The organism is Rhizobium sp. 01L410 (genome assembly GCF_056400165.1).
This window is the reverse complement of the sequence record NZ_JBFTST010000001.1, coordinates 184,066-201,711: the sequence shown is the minus strand read 5'-3', so window position 1 is coordinate 201,711 and position 17,646 is coordinate 184,066. Positions and strand designations below refer to the sequence as shown.

Sequence of the window (17,646 nt, the reverse complement as noted above, 5' to 3'; positions counted from 1 at the left end):
CCTTTTAAAATTCTCCATCTCAGATGTTCAAGTCGTCGATGCCGGTGTCGATATACGGCGACCAGAACGCGATGCTTTCGGCGATCTGCGGGATGACCTCGCGATCGTTCGGCTCACGCTCCTTGAAAGAGAGTTCGAGGCAGATCTCGTTGTTGACAGCACCGCCATCGGCAAAGGCCTTCAGCAGCGGCGCCGGCTGAATGCGGCCCCTGGCGTTGAAATCAGCGGTGAAGGGACGGTGGCCACCCTTGTCCATCAGGCTCTGCTTGATGTGGATGATCGGCGACACCGGCGGCACGGCGCGCGCCCAGGCATAGGGATCGAAATCGTCGGGGTTGGCGGAGGTGACGTCACCATGGTCAATATCGGCCATCATCCACATCGGGATCGCCATTTTCGCCGCCGTCAGCCGCTCCTGCAGCGAGAGGCAGGCGGCGATCGTCTCGCCGAACTCGCGGCCGACGCTCATCGGCTCCCAGAAAACATAGGAAAGACCGGCGGCACGGCCGTGCTCGGCGACCTCGGCCCAGCTGTCGATGGCGATCTTGATCAGTTCCTCACGGCGAACGGGGTCGTCGAAATCCTTGTAGGTGAAGATCGCAAACTGCGTGCCGACGGAATCGCCGCCGAGATCGGCGGTGATATCGGCAAAGGTCTTGAACCAGTCGATATAGTAGCGCCTGACCTCGGCATCCGGATGGCCGAAATGGTTGAGACGGCCGTAGGGGCCGGTCATGCCCGAGGTGACGCGAACGCCGGTGCGCCGCAGCGCCGTGTTCATGCTGCGCGTCAGGCGGCGGATCACGGGCGCTTGCCAGCTTGGATTGATGAACTCGTGGGTCAGCTGCAGGTCGCGGATCTTCAGGTCGCGCGCCACCGTGTCGATCAGATCGTCGGGCTCCGCGAAGCGGTTGACCAGCGGATTGGTGTTCAACGAAAGCGTCAGCGTCATCGAAACCTCCTTCAGGCGGCGGCGAGGCGGGAGGAGGCGAACCAGTCGGCAAAGGCAGCGCGCTCGGCCTCGCTCATGTGCAGATAGTGCTTGGTGCGGCGGTAGAGGATGTCCTCCGCCGTCTCCGCCCATTCGGTGGCGACCAGGTAGCGGGCCTCCGCCTCGTAGAACTGCCCGCCGAAATGGCGGCCGAGCGCCTCGATGCTGGTTGCTCCTGAAACGACGGTCTTGGTGCGGGCGCCATAGAGGCGGCCATAGTGATGCACGAGCTTGCGCGGCATCCAGGGATAGGTATCGCGCAGGCTGTTGGCGAAGGTCTCGTAATCGGCATTGGGGATTTCGCCGCCGGGCAGGGGGGCCGTCTGCGTCCAGTCGCCGCCCATGCCGGGGAAGATGTGCCGCAGGCGGTGCAGACCGCGCTCGGCAAGCTCACGGAAGGTGGTGATCTTGCCGCCGAAGACATTGAGCAACGGCGCGCCGCCGGTTTCGTCGAGATCGAAGACATAGTCACGGGTCACGGCGGACGGATTGCCCTTGCCGTCGTCGAAGAGCGGACGGACGCCGGAGAAACTGTGCAGCACGTCCTGGCGGCGGAGCTTTTCCTTAAAGTAGCGGTTCACCGCCTTCAGCAGATAATCGATCTCGCTCTCGTCGGCCGAGACATCCTCGGCGCGGCCTTCATAGGCGATATCGGTGGTGCCGATCAGCGCCTTGTCGCCCTCATAAGGGTTGATGAAGATGACGCGCTTGTCGTGGTTCTGGACGAGATAGGCATTCGAGCCCGCCCAGAATTTCGGGACGATGATGTGGCTGCCCTTGACCAGGCGCACATTGCGGGCCGAGTTCGATCCGGCCACGCGGTTGATGATGTCGGTGACCCAGGGGCCGGCGCAATTGACCAGACATTTGGCCCTGAAAGTGCGCGTCTCGCCTGTCGTGCTGTTCTTGGTGACGACAGTCCATGCGTCATTCTCGCGCCGGGCGGAGACGGCGGGCGAACGGGTCAGGACGATCGCGCCTTTTTCGGCGGCGCTGACGGCGTTCAGCACGACGAGGCGGGCGTCATCGACCCAGCAATCGGAATATTCGAAGCCGCGCTTGTATTGATCGAGGATCGGCGTGCCCTCGGGATCGCGCAGCAGGTTGAGCGTGCGGGTACCCGGCAGCTTCTTGCGGCCGCCGAGGTGGTCGTAGAGGAAGAGGCCGAGGCGGACCAGCCAGGCCGGGCGGTCCTCAGGGCTGTGCGGCAGCACGAAGCGCATCGGCCAGATGATGTGCGGGGCGGCATTGAGCAGCACCTCGCGTTCGATCAGCGCTTCGCGCACCAGACGGAATTCGTAATATTCGAGATAGCGCAGCCCGCCGTGCACCAGCTTGCCTGACCGCGACGAGGTTCCCTGCGCCAGATCATCCTTTTCGCACAGCGCCACCTTGAGCCCACGGCCGGCCGCATCGCGTGCGATACCGGCGCCGTTGATGCCGCCGCCGATGACGAAGAGGTCCAGGGTTTCGGGTTCGGTCATGTCATGCTCCTTTGATGCCAGCGCATCAGAACTTGAGTTATGCGCCTGGTGTCGCCGTCGCGGTCGAGGCGAGCTTGTCCCAGGCGGGCGCCATTGCCTGGCGGATGTCGGTATAGGCTGCGAAAAGCGTGTCGAACCGGGCCGCCTCGGCGGCATCGGGAACCTCGGGTTCGCCAAGCAGCGGCGACACCCAGTCGGCAATGCAATCATCCATCGTCGGATACACGCCGACGGCAACCGCAGCCATCATCGCGGCACCGGCAGCCCCGGTCTCCTCGCGCTGCGACTGGCGGATCGGGGCGTTGACGGCGGCGGATAGCGAGCGGCGCAGGCTTGGCGAACGCGTGGCGCCGCCGGTGATGCGCAGCTCTTCCGGCATCGCTCCCATCGCCGCATAGCAATCGCGGGTCGCGAGGCCCAGGCCTTCGACCACGCCTCTCACGAGATCGGGGAAACGATGGCGCGTGGACAGTCCGGCAAAGCCGGCACGCGCATTGGCGTTGACGAACGGGCCGCGCTCGCCGGCTTCGGAAATATAGGGGTGATAGAGCACGGAGCCCGGCTTGCTATCGGCAAACCAGCCATCGATGCGCGCGATCAGTTCCGCATGCGAAACCGTCTTGCCGGCGTCTGCCATCAGCGAGGCGGCGATATCGAGGATCCAGTCGATATTGATCGTCGATCCCATATTCGTCTGCACCTGGGTGACGATGCCCGGGATCGGCAGGGCGATCACATAGCCGGTGCCCTCGCTGTTGAGGTGGACATCGTCGACTTTCTTGGCGCGCAGATGGACGCCGGTCGAGCCGATCGTCGAGCAGGCGGCGTTGCGCCCGCCGCTACGGACGCCGGCGCCGAGCGCGGTCATGACCATATCGACATAGCCGAGGCAGACGGGTGTTCCTGCCAGCAGCCCGCAGGCCTTGGCGGCATCCGATGTCAGCGGATGGCTGATTTCGGTCCCGTCGATGATGTCAGGCAACAGCTTGCGCCGGTGTTCGAGGCCAAGCGCATCGATGACGGCGTCGTCATATTGCCGGGTGCGGAAATTGCCGAAGGTGAAACTCGCCTCCGACGGATCGGTGGCGCGAATGCCTGTGAGGTTGAGATAAAGCCAATCCTTGCAGTGCAGCGCCGTTTCGGCGCGATCAAGGAGATCGGACGCGAAACGGTCCATATGCGCGAGCTGGGTGCCCTGCTGGCAGGTGTTGAGGCCGGTGCCGGTCGCCTCGAAGCGGGCGCGGTTGTTCGGCTTGGATGCAAGCGAAACCACGGTCGATGCGGCGCGCGCATCAAGCCACAGCCAGGCATCGCCGACCGGGGCATTCTCACGAGCGACGAGCCACGTGCCGTCACCTTGTCCGGTGACGGAAACGGCGGCGGTGCGCGCCGCAAGATCGGGGACTTTCTCGCCGAGGCCGCGCAGTGCGCTGGCGCAATCCGCCCATGTCTGCGCAAGCGGCTGCGTCGCCGAGCCGTCGTCGCCGGTCGCGTATCTGTTGCGTACGGATGCGGCAGCAATCTGGCGTCCGGAAAGATCGAAGGCAACCGCCTTGATCACGGATGTGCCGGCGTCGATGCCGATGATGATATTCTGTGTCGATGTCATCGCAGGGTTATCCCGCCAATGCCGGGAACGCTGCGGCGGGCAATACGCGCGTCCAATTCATCATGCAGTCCTCCCGATCGGCCGAATTCCATCGCTCTGCTTCGGCCGCATGATCGATTCCATGGTGACGGGCCGCAAGCGTGTGTCTGCCGCCGGCAATGAATCGAATATCTGCCGAAACCTCCCATGGGCCTCACCGATAAACATAACATAAAGATATCACAAGGCCAGCAAGATTTTTCTAGTCATGAAAATTTTTTCAGCTAAAATAGTGGGCGTCAGCTTGATGAGTGGCGGCCGCCTCTGTTTGCGCAAGACTGCAGTCGCCGCTTTTGCCGCGAATATCGCGTGTCTTTAATTTATATTAAATATCAATGCTATGACTGAGTTTTCCAAATTCTTTTACAGGTATTTATTTGTGCATTTGCTGCCTTCCTATGTTGCGCCGCAACGCGATAAACAAGCTGTGAAGCGCCGCATTGATGCGCAGGTTCTCATAAAAGTGCCGTTGACAGCCTTCTGATTTTATAACATTGTTTCCGGCATAAGTAACACAGTTCTATCACGGAAGCCTGCTTCCTGATGGGTGATTGCAGGATCAGGCGGTCGGAGGAGACTGGCGCCGTGTCCTGAAGAGGAGGCTTCCAATGCGGATTTTCGTCCAGAGTTGCGCTTTCGCGGGCTGCCTGCCGGGTTCTGATCCGGCGCGATGCCATGCGGTGGCGCGTCTGCGATCGTAACTGCCGCCAGCCCCTTCGCTTTATCGTCTCCCAGTCAAAGGCCGTCTCGACATGAGCACACAGTCCGATTACGCAGCACCGAAGCCGAGCAGCGGCAATCTGAAGCTCATCGTGGGCGTGGCATTCGTTGTTGCCGTCGTCGGCGCCATCGCTGTTGACACGACGGTGGTCAAGATCGGCTCCGAAAACGACGTCAGGCAGCAGGTCTTCTCGCCGGAAACCTTTGGCGCCGAGCAGTTCCCGAAGATATTGGCCAATGTGCAGAAGCGCGCCGTGCCGGCCGCCGATCTTGCTGCCGCCATCGCCGCCGACAAGAAGGCGGCCGCCGAGAAATACGGCACCGCGACGAGCACCGGACCGGTCATTCCCGTCACGCTGACCGGCACGTTCGGCGCCCGCAAATCGAACACCAACGAACTCAAAGTCGATGGATTGCCTCCCGAGACGGTGGTCCGTGTCCAGACCGGTCCTGCGGTCAACGGCACGGACCTCCGCGATGCCACCGGCACCATCGAGTTCGGCCAGTTCACCAACCAGATCCAGTATCAGGACGCCGGATCGGCCATCAACAACGAGATGAAGAAGTCGGTCTTCACCGGCCTCGATTCGGAAACGCTGGATGGGAAATCCGCGACCGTGGTCGGCGTGTTCAAGCTGATCAATCCAAAAAACTGGCTGGTCACGCCCGTCAAGGTCGAAGTCAAATGAGCCAGCCGCTGCGCAGTAACGGAGTGCAGGGCGAAGTCGTTCTCGCCGCCCGCAACATCGCCAAGTCCTATGGCAATGTGCATGCCCTCAAGGGCGTGAATTTCGACATCCATCGCGGTCAGGTGACCACGCTGTTCGGAGAGAACGGCGCTGGCAAATCAACCTTGATGAAGATCCTTTCCGGCGTCGTGCAGCCGAGCTCGGGCGAGATCATCCTCGATGGCTCGCCGATCAGCTTCACCTCGTCGACCCATGCGCGTGAACACGGCATCTCGATCATTCACCAGGAACTCAGCCTGGCGCCCAATCTCAGCGTCCGCGACAACATCTTCATGGGCCGAGAGATCATCACCGGCGGCATGGTCGATTTCGCCGAGGAAGAGCGCCAGACACGCGCGCTTCTGGCAGAACTCGAGGAAGACATCGATCCGCTGACGCGCGTCGAGGACCTGCGCCTCGGCCAGCAGCAGATCGTCGAGATCGCCCGCGCGCTCTCGGTCAATTCGCGCATTCTGATCATGGACGAACCGACCTCGGCGCTGAGCGCAACCGAGGTTGAGGTGCTCTTCAAGGTCATCCACGACCTGACGAGCCGCGGCGTTTCGATCGTCTATATCTCGCATCATCTCGAAGAGGCGCTGCAGATCACCAATCACGCCGTCGTCCTGCGCGACGGCACCATGACTGCCTATGCCGAGCGCAAGGACATCGATCTCGAATGGATCGTCCGCAACATGGTCGGCGATAATTTCGATCTCGGCAGCCCGCCGGAGGGCCATCAGTTCGGCCAGGTGGCGCTGTCGATCGAGAATCTCAGCGTGCCCGGTCCGTCGGGCGCTGCCTATAACGCCGTCGACCGGCTGTCGTTGAAAGTGCGCGCGGGAGAAGTGGTCTGCATCTATGGCCTGATGGGCGCGGGGCGTACCGAGCTTCTGGAATGCGTCGCCGGACGTCTGCGCTCGAGCGGCGGCCGGGTTCTGCTTGAGGGCCGGGATGTCGGCGGCCTCAGCATTGCCGGGCGTATCGAGAGCGGCCTCGTTCTCGTTCCCGAAGATCGCCAGCGCGATGGCCTGGTGCAGACGATGACTGTTGGCACCAATCTGTCGCTTGCCAGCATCGGCGCCTTCACCAAGGGGCTCTTCACCTCGGGCCGGCGCGAACGGGAACTGGTCAACGATGCGATCCGCCGCGTTCACGTCAAGACAGATGGCGGCGAGGCGTCGATCGGCTCGCTCTCCGGCGGCAACCAGCAGAAGGTCGTCATCGGCAAGATGCTGGCCACCCAGCCGAAAGTCATCCTGCTCGACGAACCGAGCCGCGGCATCGATATCGGCGCCAAGGCTGAGGTTTTCAAGCTGCTTGCCGAGCGCGCCAAGCAGGGGCTCGCGGTCGTCTATTCGACCTCCGAAGTCAACGAATGCCTGAGCATCGCGCATCGCATCATCGTCATGCACCGCGGCCGGATCTCGGCCGAGTTCAGCTCTGACGTCACCAAGGAAAAGATCATGGCCGCCTCCGGCGAAGCCGTGGTCGCGCACTAGCCCGGAATTATGGAGCACTGATTATGTCAGTCACAGATATCACCCAGAAGAAGACAGTTCCGAACGGGCAGAAGCGCAACACCAATATCGTGCGTCTCATCCTCGAGGGCAGGGCGTTTTTCGCACTGATCGTCATCATCGCGGTCTTCTCGTTCCTGTCGCCCTATTATTTCAGCCTCAACAACTTCCTGATCATGGCCTCACACGTCGCCATCTTCGGCATTCTGGCGATCGGCATGCTGCTGGTCATCCTGAACGGCGGCATCGACCTCTCGGTCGGTTCGACGCTCGGGCTCGCGGGCTGCATCGCTGGCTTCCTGATGCAGGGCGTGACGCTCAGCTATTTCGGCGTCATCCTTTATCCGCCGGTCTGGGCCGTCGTAGTGCTGACCTGCGCGCTCGGCGCCCTGGTCGGTGCGGTCAACGGCGTGCTGGTCGCCTATCTCAAGGTGCCGGCCTTCGTTGCCTCGCTCGGCGTTCTCTATGTGGCCCGCGGCATCGCGCTGTTGATGACCAACGGTCTGACCTACAATAATCTCGGCGGCCGTCCGGAGCTTGGCAATACCGGCTTCGACTGGCTCGGCTTCAATCGCCTCGGCGGTGTGCCGATCGGCGTCATCGTGCTTGCCGTGCTCGCCATCGTCTGCGGCATCGTGCTCAGCCGTACGGCTTTTGGCCGCTGGCTCTATGCATCGGGCGGCAACGAGCGTGCGGCCGACCTCTCCGGCGTTCCGGTCAAGCGCGTCAAGATCATCGTCTATGTGCTGTCAGGCGTCTGCGCCGCGATCGCCGGCCTGGTGCTCTCCTCGCAGCTGACCTCGGCGGGCCCGACCGCCGGCACGACCTACGAACTGACCGCGATTGCTGCCGTCGTCATCGGCGGCGCGGCCCTCACCGGCGGTCGCGGCACGGTGCGCGGCACCATGCTCGGCGCCTTCGTCATCGGCTTTCTGTCGGATGGTCTCGTGATCATCGGCGTCTCCGCCTACTGGCAGACGGTCTTTACCGGAGCGGTGATCGTCCTCGCCGTCTTGATGAACAGCATCCAATACGGCCGCCGGGTCAAATCGTCCTGACGGCTGCGACTGAAACTTATCCACGACGGCAGGCTGGGGTTCCAAGAAGGCCGATTGGGGAAAGCAACGCCGGTTCCCGGCACAACTGAGCTCACTAATGGGAGAGAGACTATGTTTAAAAAAGGCATGCGCATTCTTCTCGCCGCCGCGGCCGTCGCACCGCTTCTCGCAACGTCCGCCTGGGCAGCCGGCGCGATGACGATCATCGTCAACGATCCGTCGAACCCCTACTGGCTGACGGAAGGCAATGTTGCCAAGGCCACTGCCGAAAAGCTCGGCTACACGGCTTCGGTCAGCGCCCACAAGGGTGACACCAACACCGAGAGCAACCTGATCGACACGGCAATCACCAACAAGTCGGTCGCGATCATTCTCGACCCGGCCAATGCCGACGGTTCGGTCGGTGCGGTGAAGAAGGCTGTTGCCGCCGGTATCCCGGTCATCCTCGTCAACGCTGAAATCAACCAGGAAGGCCTGGCGAAGGCGCAGCTCGTTTCCAACAACGCCCAGGGTGCCGCCCTCGGTGCGCAGCAGTGGGTCGAAGCTGTCGGCGACAAGGGCAACTATGCCGAACTCTTCGGCGCTCCCTCCGACAACAACGCCGCAACGCGTTCGAACGGTTATGAAACCGTGCTGTCGCAGTACCCGGACCTGAAGAAGGTTGCTAAGGAAGTTGCCGATTGGGACCGCACCAACGGTCACAACAAGATGCAGTCCATGCTGCAGGCAAATCCTGACATCGTCGGCGTCATCTCTGGCAACGATGAAATGGCCCTCGGCGCGATCGCAGCGCTCAAGGAAGCCGGCAAGCTCGCCAACATCAAGGTCGGTGGTTTCGACGGTTCTCCGGACGCTGTTGCGGCGATCAAGGCCGGCGAACTGCAGTACACCGTTCTCCAGCCGGTTGCCGTCTTCTCTGAAGAAGCCGTCAAGCAGGCCGACAATGTCATCAAGAATGGCAGCACCGGCGCCAAGAGCGAAAAGCAGCTCTTCGATTGCCTGCTGATCACCAAGGACAATGTCGACAAGTATACCGGCCCGTTCGTCCTGTCGCAGTAACATCGAAGGGGCGCCCGGCAGGGCGCTCTTTCAGAGCCGGGCGGCATCCACCCGCCCGGCTTCCGCAATGCCTGAAATGGTGCCCGCGGCCGCAACCGCCCGTTCCGTTTCACCTTTTTGCCTTGGCGTGGCAATCACTGTACGAAGCTGGGATCCAGAATTCAGCGACAAGGGTGACCCCGTGACACAGAAGACGAGCCAGGGCGAAGATCTGTTGGAAGAGCTGACAAGCGACAGCCGGCAGACGCGCCAGATCGCGCGCCGCCGCATGATCGCGGAGGCCGTGATGAATGAAGGCTCGATGCGGATCGAAGACCTGACGGATCGTTTCGGGATCAGCCTGATGACGGCCCATCGCGATGTCGATGAACTCGTGAGCCGTGGGCTTTTCCGCAAGACGCGCGGCATCGTTACCGCCGCGGCGACGAACCTGATCGAATCGAGCGACGTCTATCGCTCGAACCGGCAGGCAACGGAGAAGAAGCTGATTGCGGAGGCAGCGATGCAATTCGTCGAGCCCGGGCAGGCGATCTTCTTCGACGATTCGACGACGGTTCTGCAGATGGCGGCGCACTTGCCGTCGAAGGTGCCTGTCACCGCGATCACCAATTCGCTGACGCTGATGAACGCGCTGACGGGCATGCATGACGTGACGCTGCTGGCGCTCGGCGGCCAGTATTACAACTGGTGCAACGCCTTCATGGGCCGGATGACGATCAGCGAAATCAAGGGGCTGCGGGCGGATATCGCCTTCATCTCCATGTCGGCGATCAGCGACGGCACGGTGCTGCACCAGTCGCCGGAGACTGTCGATACCAAGCGCGCCATGTTCGACTGTTCCGTCAAACGGATCCTGCTTGCCGATCACACCAAGTTCGAACGGCGGGCACTCCATAGTTTCGCAGCATTGGACGAGTTCGACGGCGTCATCGTCGACGACAAGACCGACGCCGTGCACATCGACCGCATGCGGTCCAAGGATATCAACGTGGTGGTCGCCAAGAGCGCCGGAGGGCGCTCGTAACCCGGCCACCGGTTGCTGACAGTGAGGAAGGCGAATGCCGAGTCTGCTCGGGATCGATAGTGGCCTGACGGTCACCAAGGCCGTCATTTTCGACATTGACGGCACGCCGCTCGCAGTCAGCAGGCGCCGCGTCACGCAGTTCATTCCCAAGGCGCGCCATATCGAGCGCGACATGGGCGAACTCTGGACGGCAACGGCCGATGCGATCCGCGAGGCGATCGCGCTCAGCAAGCGCCCCGCAAGCGATATCCAGGGTATAGCCGCCACCGCGCATGGCGACGGCATCTATCTGCTCGACGAGGATCAGCAGCCGCTTGGCCGCGCCATCCTGTCGCTCGACAGCCGGGCAGGGCCGATCGTCAACGAATGGACCGACGGCGATGTCGCCCAGCGCGCCATCGAACTGACGGGCCAAATCCCGCATGTCTCCGCACCCTCGGCGCTGCTCGCCTGGATCGGCGAGATGGAGCCCGAGCGCTATAAGCGCATCGGCCATTTCATCAGCTGCAAGGACTGGCTGCGCTTCTGCCTGACGGGGATCATCGGCACGGATCGAACCGAGTCCAGCACCTCTTTCACCGACGTGAAGACACAGGACTACAGTCAGGACGCGCTACGGCTCTTCGGTCTGCAGAAGCTCGTTCACGCCTTGCCGCCGGCTTCACGTTCCGACCAGATCGTCGGCCGGGTGACGCGCGAGGCCGCAAATCTGACTGGTCTTGCTGAAGGCACGCCCGTTATGGCGGGTCTGCATGATGTCACCGCCTCGGCGCTCGGCGCCGGGGGATACGGCAAAGGCGTCGTCGCCATCATCGCCGGCACCTACTCGATCAACGAGACGCTATCGTCCGAACCGCGAGTCGACAGGCGCTGGTTTTGCCGCAACGGCATTGCGCCCGGCATCTGGAACAGCATGTCGATCTCGCCGGCGTCGACGGCCAATTACGACTGGTTTCTCGACAAGCTCTGCGCTGCCAAGCGGCAGGAGGGCGAGGCGAGCGGCCGCTCCGTACACGCGTTACTTGCCCCGGAGATCGATGCGGCATTCCAGCGGCCCTCGACCGCCCTGTTTCATCCCTATCTTTTCGGCTCGCCCTATGGCGCGGAGGCGAGCGCCGGGTTCTTCGGGCTCGGCGGCTGGCACGATCGCGGCGACATGCTTCGCGCCGTGCTTGAGGGGATTGCGTTCAACCACCGCATCCATGTCGATGCGCTCCGCGACGGGTTCTCATTTGACCGGGCGCGTCTGGCAGGCGGCATCTCGCGCAATCCCGCTGTCGTGCAGATGTTTGCCGATATCCTCGGCATGCCTGTCACCGTGACTGAAACCGACGAAGCGGCGGCCTGGGGTGCAGCGCTCTGCGCCGGATCGGGCGCCGGGATCTATGCCGATCCGCAGAGCGATCCGCGCGATACCGCAAGCATCGAGAAAACCTGCCAGCCGGACCCGGCGCGCAGCGCCGACTACGAGAAGCGTTACCAGGTATTTCGCGAAATCGCCGATGCCATGACGCCGCTCTGGCCGAAGATCGCGGCGCTTGCGCCTGATCAGGCCGTGAACTGAAATGAATGATGCCTGCTGCGGCGGGCGATTTAGGACGATGACATCATGACAGCCGACCTGCAGCAGCGCTTCTCCGATCTCGGCGAGGGCGATATCGACGTTCTCATCATCGGCGCGGGCATCAATGGCGCCGGGCTGTTTCGCGATCTCTCGGTGCAGGGCGTCAATTGCCTTATCGTCGATAAGGCCGATTTCGGTTCGGGCACGAGTGCTGCACCGTCGCGGCTCATCCATGGCGGGCTGAAATATCTGGAGACCGGCGAATTCGGCCTCGTCGCGCAATCGACGCTGGAGCGCAATCTGCTGCTCAAGAACGCGCCGCACTGCGTCGAGCCGCTGCCGACCTTCATCCCGGTCTTTTCCTGGACACGCGGCATCTGGGCGGCGATCCGCACGCTCTTTGGTTCCAAGACGGCGCCGCGCAGCCGCGGTGCGGTGCTGATCAAGATCGGCCTGCGGCTCTACGACTTCTTCGGCTCCCGCGATCAGGTGATGCCGAAGCACCGGCTGATCCTGAAGAAGCAGGCCCGCAAGGAAATGCCGCATGTGACGCCAGCGATCGTCGCCGGCGGTATCTATTATGACGCCAAGATCAGCCGGCCTGAGCGGCTGGTCTATGAACTCGTGCGCGATGGCCTCGATGCCAATCCGAAAAGTCTGGCTGCCAATTTCACCACGATGGAAACGGTCTCAGGCGGATCGCTGACATTCCGGCAGGCCGATGGCCGCGAGTTCGCGGTAAAGCCGAAGCTGGTCGTCAACGCCGCCGGTCCCTGGATCGATCATGTCAACGCCGCACTCGGCGCGCCCTCGAAGATGATCGGCGGCACCAAGGGCTCGCATATCCTGCTCGATCATCCTGAACTGGTACGCAGCCTGAACGGCCACATGATCTATTTCGAAGCCGACGATGGCCGCATCTGCCTGGTCTACAGCTACCTCGGCCTGGCGTTGGTCGGCTCGACCGATATTCCAGCCGATAATCCAGATGACGTTCGCTGCGAGGAACCGGAGACCGACTATTTCCTCGAAAGCGTCCGTTCGTTGCTGCCGACGCTGCGCTTCGACCGCGATCAGATCGTCTACAGCTATAGCGGCATCCGCCCGCTCCCGGCATCGGATGCGACGGCGCCGGGCCTCATCAGCCGCGACCATTCCGCACCGGTAAAGGAACCCGAAGGCAACCGCCCGTTCCCGATCGTCTCGCTGGTTGGCGGTAAGTGGACGACGTTCCGGGGTTTCGCCGAGGAGGTTGCCGATACCGTTCTCTCGCGCCTGCAGCGGAACCGCAGCGCATCGACCCGCTACCTTGCGATCGGCGGCGGCAAGGGCTTCCCCGCCAATGGCGAGAAGCGCGGTCACTGGATCAAGGATCTGGCAGCCAAGGGTGGAGTGACGATCGAGCGTGCCGACGAATTGCTGAGCCGGTACGGCACGACGACCGCGGCGATCCTCACATCCGCTTCCGTTCATTCCGACGATACCAGGCTGACCGGTGCGCCACAGCACAGCTTCAAGGAAATCGACTGGATCACCCGCAACGAACTTATCGTTCATGTCGCTGATATCGTGCTTCGCCGCACGACGCTGGCAATCGAGGGGCGCCTGACGATCGAGGGGTTGCGGGAAATCGCCGGCATCGCAGCCGCCGCTTTGTTTTGGGACGCGGCGCGTGTCGAAAGCGAAATCGCCGACGTCACCGGCCAGCTCAGCCGTTTTCACGGCCAGATGCTGACCAGTACGGCGCCGGCTACGGAACGCGCCAAGGCGCCCCGTTTTACGGCGAAGTGATCAATGCGCCGGAATGGTTCTCCGGCGCATTGCCATATCAGAGTGCAGCGACCGCGAGATTGCTGCGGGCCTCAAGGATCGCCCGGCACGCATTGGCCGCTTCCTGACCCTTGATGACGAAGTGGTTCATGAAGAACTCGATATGCGCTTCGCTTTCCTGGAAGTGATGCGGCGTCAGCACCGCCGACAGCACCGGTACATTGGTATCGAGCTGGACGCGCATCAGGCCGTCGAGAACGGTTCCGGCGACGAAGTCGTGCCGGTAGATGCCGCCGTCGACGACGAAGGCGCAGCCGAGGATCGCCGCATACTTGCCGCTCCGGGCCAGCGTCTGTGCATGGAGCGGGATTTCAAGCGCGCCCGGCACGTCGAAGACGTCGACCTCCGCCGCGTTGGCGCTCTGCGCCTTCCATGTCGAGATAAAGGAATTCACGCATTGATCGACGATACCGGCGTGCCAGCGGGCACGCACGATGGCGATCCGGTGACCCTGCGGTTTGGTTGCGATTGTCATGTCTCTGCCTTTCAAGGGTGCCATCTCTGGCTGTTGCTTCGAGCCGCCGCGGCGGCCCAATTCTCCCTTGGGCGAACAGCATCAGTCACCTCTCCCTGGAGAGGTTCTTGCCTGCATGCTCTCTTCCATCCGGACTATACCGTCGGCTCCGGCATCTCACCGGATCTGCTGACCTTCCATTGCTGGAAGCGCTCGCGGGCTCCGGGCGTAAACCCGATACCGCCGGTGGGGAATTGCACCCCGCCCTGAGAACAGGGCGAGGTAAATCCAAAATTGGAAAGAATGCAAGTCCGGAAACGGCGTCAGATGGCCTGTCTGATCAAACCGGCTTGAGATCGCCGATGATGGTCGGAATGAGTTCCGAGACCGTCGGATGGATTGGCACCGACCATTGCAGCACCGGATAGCGGGTTCCGGCGTTCATCGCATCGATGATGCCGTGAATCGCCTCGTCGCCCTCGATGCCCAGGAAGGCGGCGCCGAGGATTTCCTTGGTCTCCGCATCGGCGACGATCTTCATGAAACCCTTGGTCTCGCCACGTTCGTTGGCGCGGCCGACCCGGCTCATCGGCCGTTTGGAGACCATGACCTTGCGGCCCGAGGCGCGGGCCTGCTTCTCGGTGATGCCGGCGCGGCCGAGCGGCGGGTCGATATAGAGCGCGTAGGCCGGAATGCGGCTGGAGACCTTGCGGTCGCCGCCATCCAGCAGGTTGGCGGCGGCGATCTCGAAATCGTTGTAGGATGTATGCGTGAACGCGCCATGGCCGTTGCAGTCACCGAGCGCATAGATGCCGTCCACATTGGTCATCAGCCGGTCATCGACGGTGATGAAGCCGCGCTTGTCGGTCGCGACGCCAGCCGCTTCGAGGCTGAGATCGCCGGTATTCGGCGTGCGGCCGGTGGCGACGAGCACATGGCTTGCCTGGATATCCGGCTTGCCGGAAATCGAGACAGCGACACCGTCAGCCGCGTTGGCGAAAGCGATGTTCTCCGCGCCGGTGTGAACCGTGATGCCTTCGGAAACGATGATCTCCTCGATCGCATCCGAAACATCCTCGTCCTCGCGGGAGGCGAGCTTCGGGCCGCGTTCGATAACCGTCACCTCGGCGCCGAAGCGGCGGTACATCTGCGCGAATTCAAGGCCGATATAGCTGCCGCCGATCACCACGAGATGACGGGGCAGGGTATCGAGCTGGATGATCGAGGTGCTGGTGAGGTAATCGATATCGGCAAGGCCTGGAAAATCCGGAACGGTCGGGCGGGCGCCGACATTCAGGAAGATCAGCGGCGCGGTCAGCGTCTCGCCGTTCACCTCGACGGTCTTGGCGCCGCTGAATTTCGCATGACCATAGATGACCTCCATGGTCTTCATGCCCGAGAACCAGCCGATCAGGCCGTTGCGGGCATTCATGGTCACCGTCTCGGCGCGCTTGCGCACCGTCTTCATGTCGATCTCAATGGCGCCGGAAATCCTGACGCCGTAGTCGCCGCCGGTCCGGGCCACATGCGCGGCGCGGGCACTGGCGACCAGCGTTTTTGTTGGCATGCAGCCGGCATTGACGCAGGTGCCGCCGAGATATTTGCGCTCGATCAGCGCCACCTTCATGCCCTTCTCGGCCATGCGGGCAGCGAGAAAGGGGCCGGCCTGACCGGCCCCGATGAAGATGGCGTCAAGGGTCTTCATGCGACGGCCGATACGATCAGGAGCGCGCCGACAATGGCGATCGCGTCCTCGATGAGGGCTGCCGGCGCATCCTTGCCGAAGGTGGCAGCAAGCTTGCCGCGCACGGCTGCACCGCCGAGCGTTCCAACGACCGCGCCGACGATACCAGCAATCAGGCCGCCCACCAAAGAGCCGCCGGATGCGCCGATCGTGGCGCCGGTCAGCGCGCCCATGATGATGCGGGCGCCGAACTGCATCGGCACCTTGCGGCTCGGCGTGGTCGGCAGTTGGTCGGTGATCAGCTCAACGGCGGCCAGCACCGTGAAGATCCACGGTGTCCATTTGTAACCCATGAAGGCAAGCGGCGTCTGCGAGACATCGAACCAGCCGAGGGCTGCGCCCCAGGCGACGGCGGCCGGTGCGGTCATGGCCCGAAGGCCGGCAATGATCCCGATCAAAAATGCAAGAAATAGAAGCATGCGAGGGGTCCCCTTCCTCAGCGAATGCCGAAACGGCACGGCCAGCGTGGCATAAAGCTCTACCGGTTGCAATTGGGGGATACGGCTCTACCGGCCGAGCGCCCGCAGCGCTTCTTCGGCGGCCCGAAGCCCGCTTTCATAGGCGCCGTGCGCAGTCGAAAAATCTGTGCGGTTGGTTGCCTCGCCGGCGAAGAAGATCCGGTTGTCGAACGGCCGTGCTAAGGCCTGCCGTGCCGCTGCATGGCCGGGCAGGGCATGACTGTAGCCACCACGGATCGAGGGGGTGTTGGTCCACTCGGACGCGGCAAGCGGGCGAAGTTCCCTGTGAATGCCGGAACCGAACAGGGTCGAAAGCTCCTCAATTGCACGTGGGAAAGCCGCTTCCGGGTTTTCGGCCACGGCGCGGGCGCCGCTTCCACCGAGGAAGACCTCAATGACGGGCTTGCCGAATGGGCGGATATAGTAGCTTGCCGTCTTCGGATCGCGCGGATTGCCGATCACATGGCTTTCGTCGTCGAAACAGTGACCGCCGGTGATTTCGAAATAGAGCTTTTCGTTGTTGCCGAGCGGCAGCTGCAATGCGGCCTCGCGCCACGGGTCGAGCGAGGAAGGCATGGCGATGGCATCGCCGGCGAACACATTGGTGGAAACGGTGATGACCAGTGCTCGCGGCCTGATGGTCCCGCGCTCCGTCCGCACCGTCAAACGGCTGCCGTCGACGGAGATCGACTGGATCGGCGTTGCCAGATGCAGCTCCACCGACGCCGGCATCGTGGCGGCGACAAGCGCGCCATAGCCGGTCTCGAGACGCCAGTTGTTCTCCGTCGAGGCCTCGTCATAGGCGGCATAATCCTCCGCCGAGATGCGCTCCAGCTCATCGCCGCTGATATACCCGCTCAGCGCCTGTATATAGGCAAGCCATGGCTCGCCGGCCTCCACAGCGTCCATGGCACAGTCGCTCGGAGGTGGTGCCTCGGCAACGCGCTCGGCCCAGCGGCCAAAGGCAGCGCGGGCGGCATCGCGCTCGGCGCGCGGAAAACCGAAATCGCGATCCTGCCGGTGCCAGGCGCTTGGTCTGCTATCGACCTTAATGCCGGCCTCTTCGGCAATCCGCGTCCAGGGATTGCGGTCGGCCGAATGCAGCCAGCCGCAGCCGAGATCGATCGCGGCAACAGGCGTGTTCAATGTCCAGGCGCGGCCGCCGATCCGGGGCAAGGCTTCGAAGACCGAAACGGAAAGGCCGCTCTTTGCAAGCCTTCTTGCTGCGCCGACGCCTGCGGCGCCCGCTCCGATGATGGCAATATCAGGTTCTGAATTCATGGGGCAAATGGACTCGAAAAGACGGCGCATCATGGACCCTGCCTCAGGCTGCACGCAAGCCGCTACGCCAGGTTTTCGCGGGA

14 protein-coding genes and 1 riboswitch are annotated in these 17,646 nt (G+C 62.7%); of the genes, 7 read left to right on the top strand and 7 right to left on the bottom strand.

What is annotated here, in order from left to right; genetic code table 11:
• Positions 1-19: 19 nt before the first annotated feature.
• Genes AC1DV9_RS00915 through AC1DV9_RS00905 form a run of 3 tightly spaced genes read right to left on the bottom strand, consistent with a single transcriptional unit; the run spans position 20 to position 4,084 of the window.
• The gene (locus AC1DV9_RS00915; protein WP_477945631.1) at positions 20-952 is read right to left on the bottom strand and encodes a sugar phosphate isomerase/epimerase family protein; all 933 of its coding nucleotides are present in this window, start codon (positions 950-952) and stop codon (positions 20-22) included.
• An 11-nt stretch (positions 953-963) separates the two neighbouring features.
• Positions 964-2,475 carry a glycerol-3-phosphate dehydrogenase gene (locus tag AC1DV9_RS00910; RefSeq protein ID WP_477945629.1) on the bottom strand — a complete coding sequence of 504 codons (1,512 nt, stop codon included), beginning with the start codon at positions 2,473-2,475 and terminating at the stop codon, positions 964-966.
• Between the two features lie 37 nt (positions 2,476-2,512).
• Positions 2,513-4,084 carry an FGGY family carbohydrate kinase gene (locus tag AC1DV9_RS00905; protein ID WP_477945627.1) on the bottom strand — a complete coding sequence of 524 codons (1,572 nt, stop codon included), beginning with the start codon at positions 4,082-4,084 and terminating at the stop codon, positions 2,513-2,515.
• Between the two features lie 791 nt (positions 4,085-4,875).
• Here AC1DV9_RS00905 and AC1DV9_RS00900 point away from each other — a divergent pair.
• The 7 genes from AC1DV9_RS00900 to AC1DV9_RS00870 all read left to right on the top strand — a co-directional run bounded on the left by AC1DV9_RS00900 (position 4,876) and on the right by AC1DV9_RS00870 (position 13,587).
• On the top strand, positions 4,876-5,532 hold the full coding sequence (locus tag AC1DV9_RS00900) for a DUF2291 domain-containing protein (RefSeq protein ID WP_477945626.1): 657 nt from the start codon (positions 4,876-4,878) through the stop codon (positions 5,530-5,532).
• Complete coding sequence (locus AC1DV9_RS00895; protein ID WP_477945625.1) at positions 5,529-7,073, top strand: sugar ABC transporter ATP-binding protein; 1,545 nt, start codon at positions 5,529-5,531, stop codon at positions 7,071-7,073. The genes AC1DV9_RS00900 and AC1DV9_RS00895 overlap by 4 nt, the downstream gene beginning before the upstream one ends.
• 23 nt (positions 7,074-7,096) lie before the next feature.
• Positions 7,097-8,149 carry an ABC transporter permease gene (locus AC1DV9_RS00890; protein WP_112514762.1) on the top strand — a complete coding sequence of 351 codons (1,053 nt, stop codon included), beginning with the start codon at positions 7,097-7,099 and terminating at the stop codon, positions 8,147-8,149.
• A 111-nt stretch (positions 8,150-8,260) separates the two neighbouring features.
• The gene (locus AC1DV9_RS00885; protein ID WP_477945624.1) at positions 8,261-9,208 is read left to right on the top strand and encodes a substrate-binding domain-containing protein; all 948 of its coding nucleotides are present in this window, start codon (positions 8,261-8,263) and stop codon (positions 9,206-9,208) included.
• A gap of 181 nt (positions 9,209-9,389) precedes the next feature.
• A complete protein-coding gene (locus tag AC1DV9_RS00880) occupies positions 9,390-10,232 on the top strand; it encodes a DeoR/GlpR family DNA-binding transcription regulator (RefSeq protein WP_477945622.1) in 843 nt (280 codons plus the stop codon).
• Positions 10,233-10,266: 34 nt separating this feature from the next.
• The gene (locus tag AC1DV9_RS00875) at positions 10,267-11,796 is read left to right on the top strand and encodes an FGGY-family carbohydrate kinase (protein WP_477945621.1); all 1,530 of its coding nucleotides are present in this window, start codon (positions 10,267-10,269) and stop codon (positions 11,794-11,796) included.
• 45 nt (positions 11,797-11,841) lie between these two features.
• Positions 11,842-13,587, top strand: coding sequence for a glycerol-3-phosphate dehydrogenase/oxidase (locus AC1DV9_RS00870; protein ID WP_477945619.1), 1,746 nt, complete (start codon positions 11,842-11,844; stop codon positions 13,585-13,587).
• Positions 13,588-13,624: 37 nt separating this feature from the next.
• On the opposite strand, the gene AC1DV9_RS00865 is transcribed toward AC1DV9_RS00870, so the two are convergent.
• The 4 genes from AC1DV9_RS00865 to AC1DV9_RS00850 form a co-directional block, all read right to left on the bottom strand.
• A complete protein-coding gene (locus AC1DV9_RS00865; RefSeq protein WP_477945617.1) occupies positions 13,625-14,101 on the bottom strand; it encodes a 6,7-dimethyl-8-ribityllumazine synthase in 477 nt (158 codons plus the stop codon).
• A 113-nt stretch (positions 14,102-14,214) separates the two neighbouring features.
• A riboswitch (FMN riboswitch) is annotated at positions 14,215-14,358 on the bottom strand.
• Positions 14,359-14,420: 62 nt separating this feature from the next.
• Positions 14,421-15,785: an FAD-containing oxidoreductase gene (locus AC1DV9_RS00860; RefSeq protein ID WP_477945615.1), complete on the bottom strand. Its 1,365-nt coding sequence runs from the start codon at positions 15,783-15,785 to the stop codon at positions 14,421-14,423.
• The gene (locus AC1DV9_RS00855) at positions 15,782-16,243 is read right to left on the bottom strand and encodes a DUF4126 family protein (RefSeq protein WP_477945613.1); all 462 of its coding nucleotides are present in this window, start codon (positions 16,241-16,243) and stop codon (positions 15,782-15,784) included. Before AC1DV9_RS00855 ends, AC1DV9_RS00860 begins: the two co-directional genes overlap by 4 nt.
• Before the next feature lie 87 nt (positions 16,244-16,330).
• Positions 16,331-17,593, bottom strand: a complete 1,263-nt coding sequence (locus AC1DV9_RS00850) for a flavin monoamine oxidase family protein (RefSeq protein WP_477946344.1) — start codon at positions 17,591-17,593, stop codon at positions 16,331-16,333.
• Positions 17,594-17,646: the final 53 nt, after the last annotated feature.

What these genes read in the sequence shown, in the direction of transcription:
- AC1DV9_RS00900 (WP_477945626.1), top strand. Translation starts at nt 4,876, where the DNA reads ATGAGCACACAGTCCGATTACGCAGCACCGAAGCCGAGCAGCGGCAAT.
- AC1DV9_RS00865 (WP_477945617.1), bottom strand. Translation starts at nt 14,101, where the DNA reads ATGACAATCGCAACCAAACCGCAGGGTCACCGGATCGCCATCGTGCGT.
- AC1DV9_RS00895 (WP_477945625.1), top strand. Translation starts at nt 5,529, where the DNA reads ATGAGCCAGCCGCTGCGCAGTAACGGAGTGCAGGGCGAAGTCGTTCTC.
- AC1DV9_RS00915 (WP_477945631.1), bottom strand. Translation starts at nt 952, where the DNA reads ATGACGCTGACGCTTTCGTTGAACACCAATCCGCTGGTCAACCGCTTC.
- AC1DV9_RS00890 (WP_112514762.1), top strand. Translation starts at nt 7,097, where the DNA reads ATGTCAGTCACAGATATCACCCAGAAGAAGACAGTTCCGAACGGGCAG.
- AC1DV9_RS00855 (WP_477945613.1), bottom strand. Translation starts at nt 16,243, where the DNA reads ATGCTTCTATTTCTTGCATTTTTGATCGGGATCATTGCCGGCCTTCGG.
- AC1DV9_RS00885 (WP_477945624.1), top strand. Translation starts at nt 8,261, where the DNA reads ATGTTTAAAAAAGGCATGCGCATTCTTCTCGCCGCCGCGGCCGTCGCA.
- AC1DV9_RS00905 (WP_477945627.1), bottom strand. Translation starts at nt 4,084, where the DNA reads ATGACATCGACACAGAATATCATCATCGGCATCGACGCCGGCACATCC.
- AC1DV9_RS00910 (WP_477945629.1), bottom strand. Translation starts at nt 2,475, where the DNA reads ATGACCGAACCCGAAACCCTGGACCTCTTCGTCATCGGCGGCGGCATC.
- AC1DV9_RS00875 (WP_477945621.1), top strand. Translation starts at nt 10,267, where the DNA reads ATGCCGAGTCTGCTCGGGATCGATAGTGGCCTGACGGTCACCAAGGCC.
- AC1DV9_RS00870 (WP_477945619.1), top strand. Translation starts at nt 11,842, where the DNA reads ATGACAGCCGACCTGCAGCAGCGCTTCTCCGATCTCGGCGAGGGCGAT.
- AC1DV9_RS00850 (WP_477946344.1), bottom strand. Translation starts at nt 17,593, where the DNA reads ATGCGCCGTCTTTTCGAGTCCATTTGCCCCATGAATTCAGAACCTGAT.
- AC1DV9_RS00860 (WP_477945615.1), bottom strand. Translation starts at nt 15,785, where the DNA reads ATGAAGACCCTTGACGCCATCTTCATCGGGGCCGGTCAGGCCGGCCCC.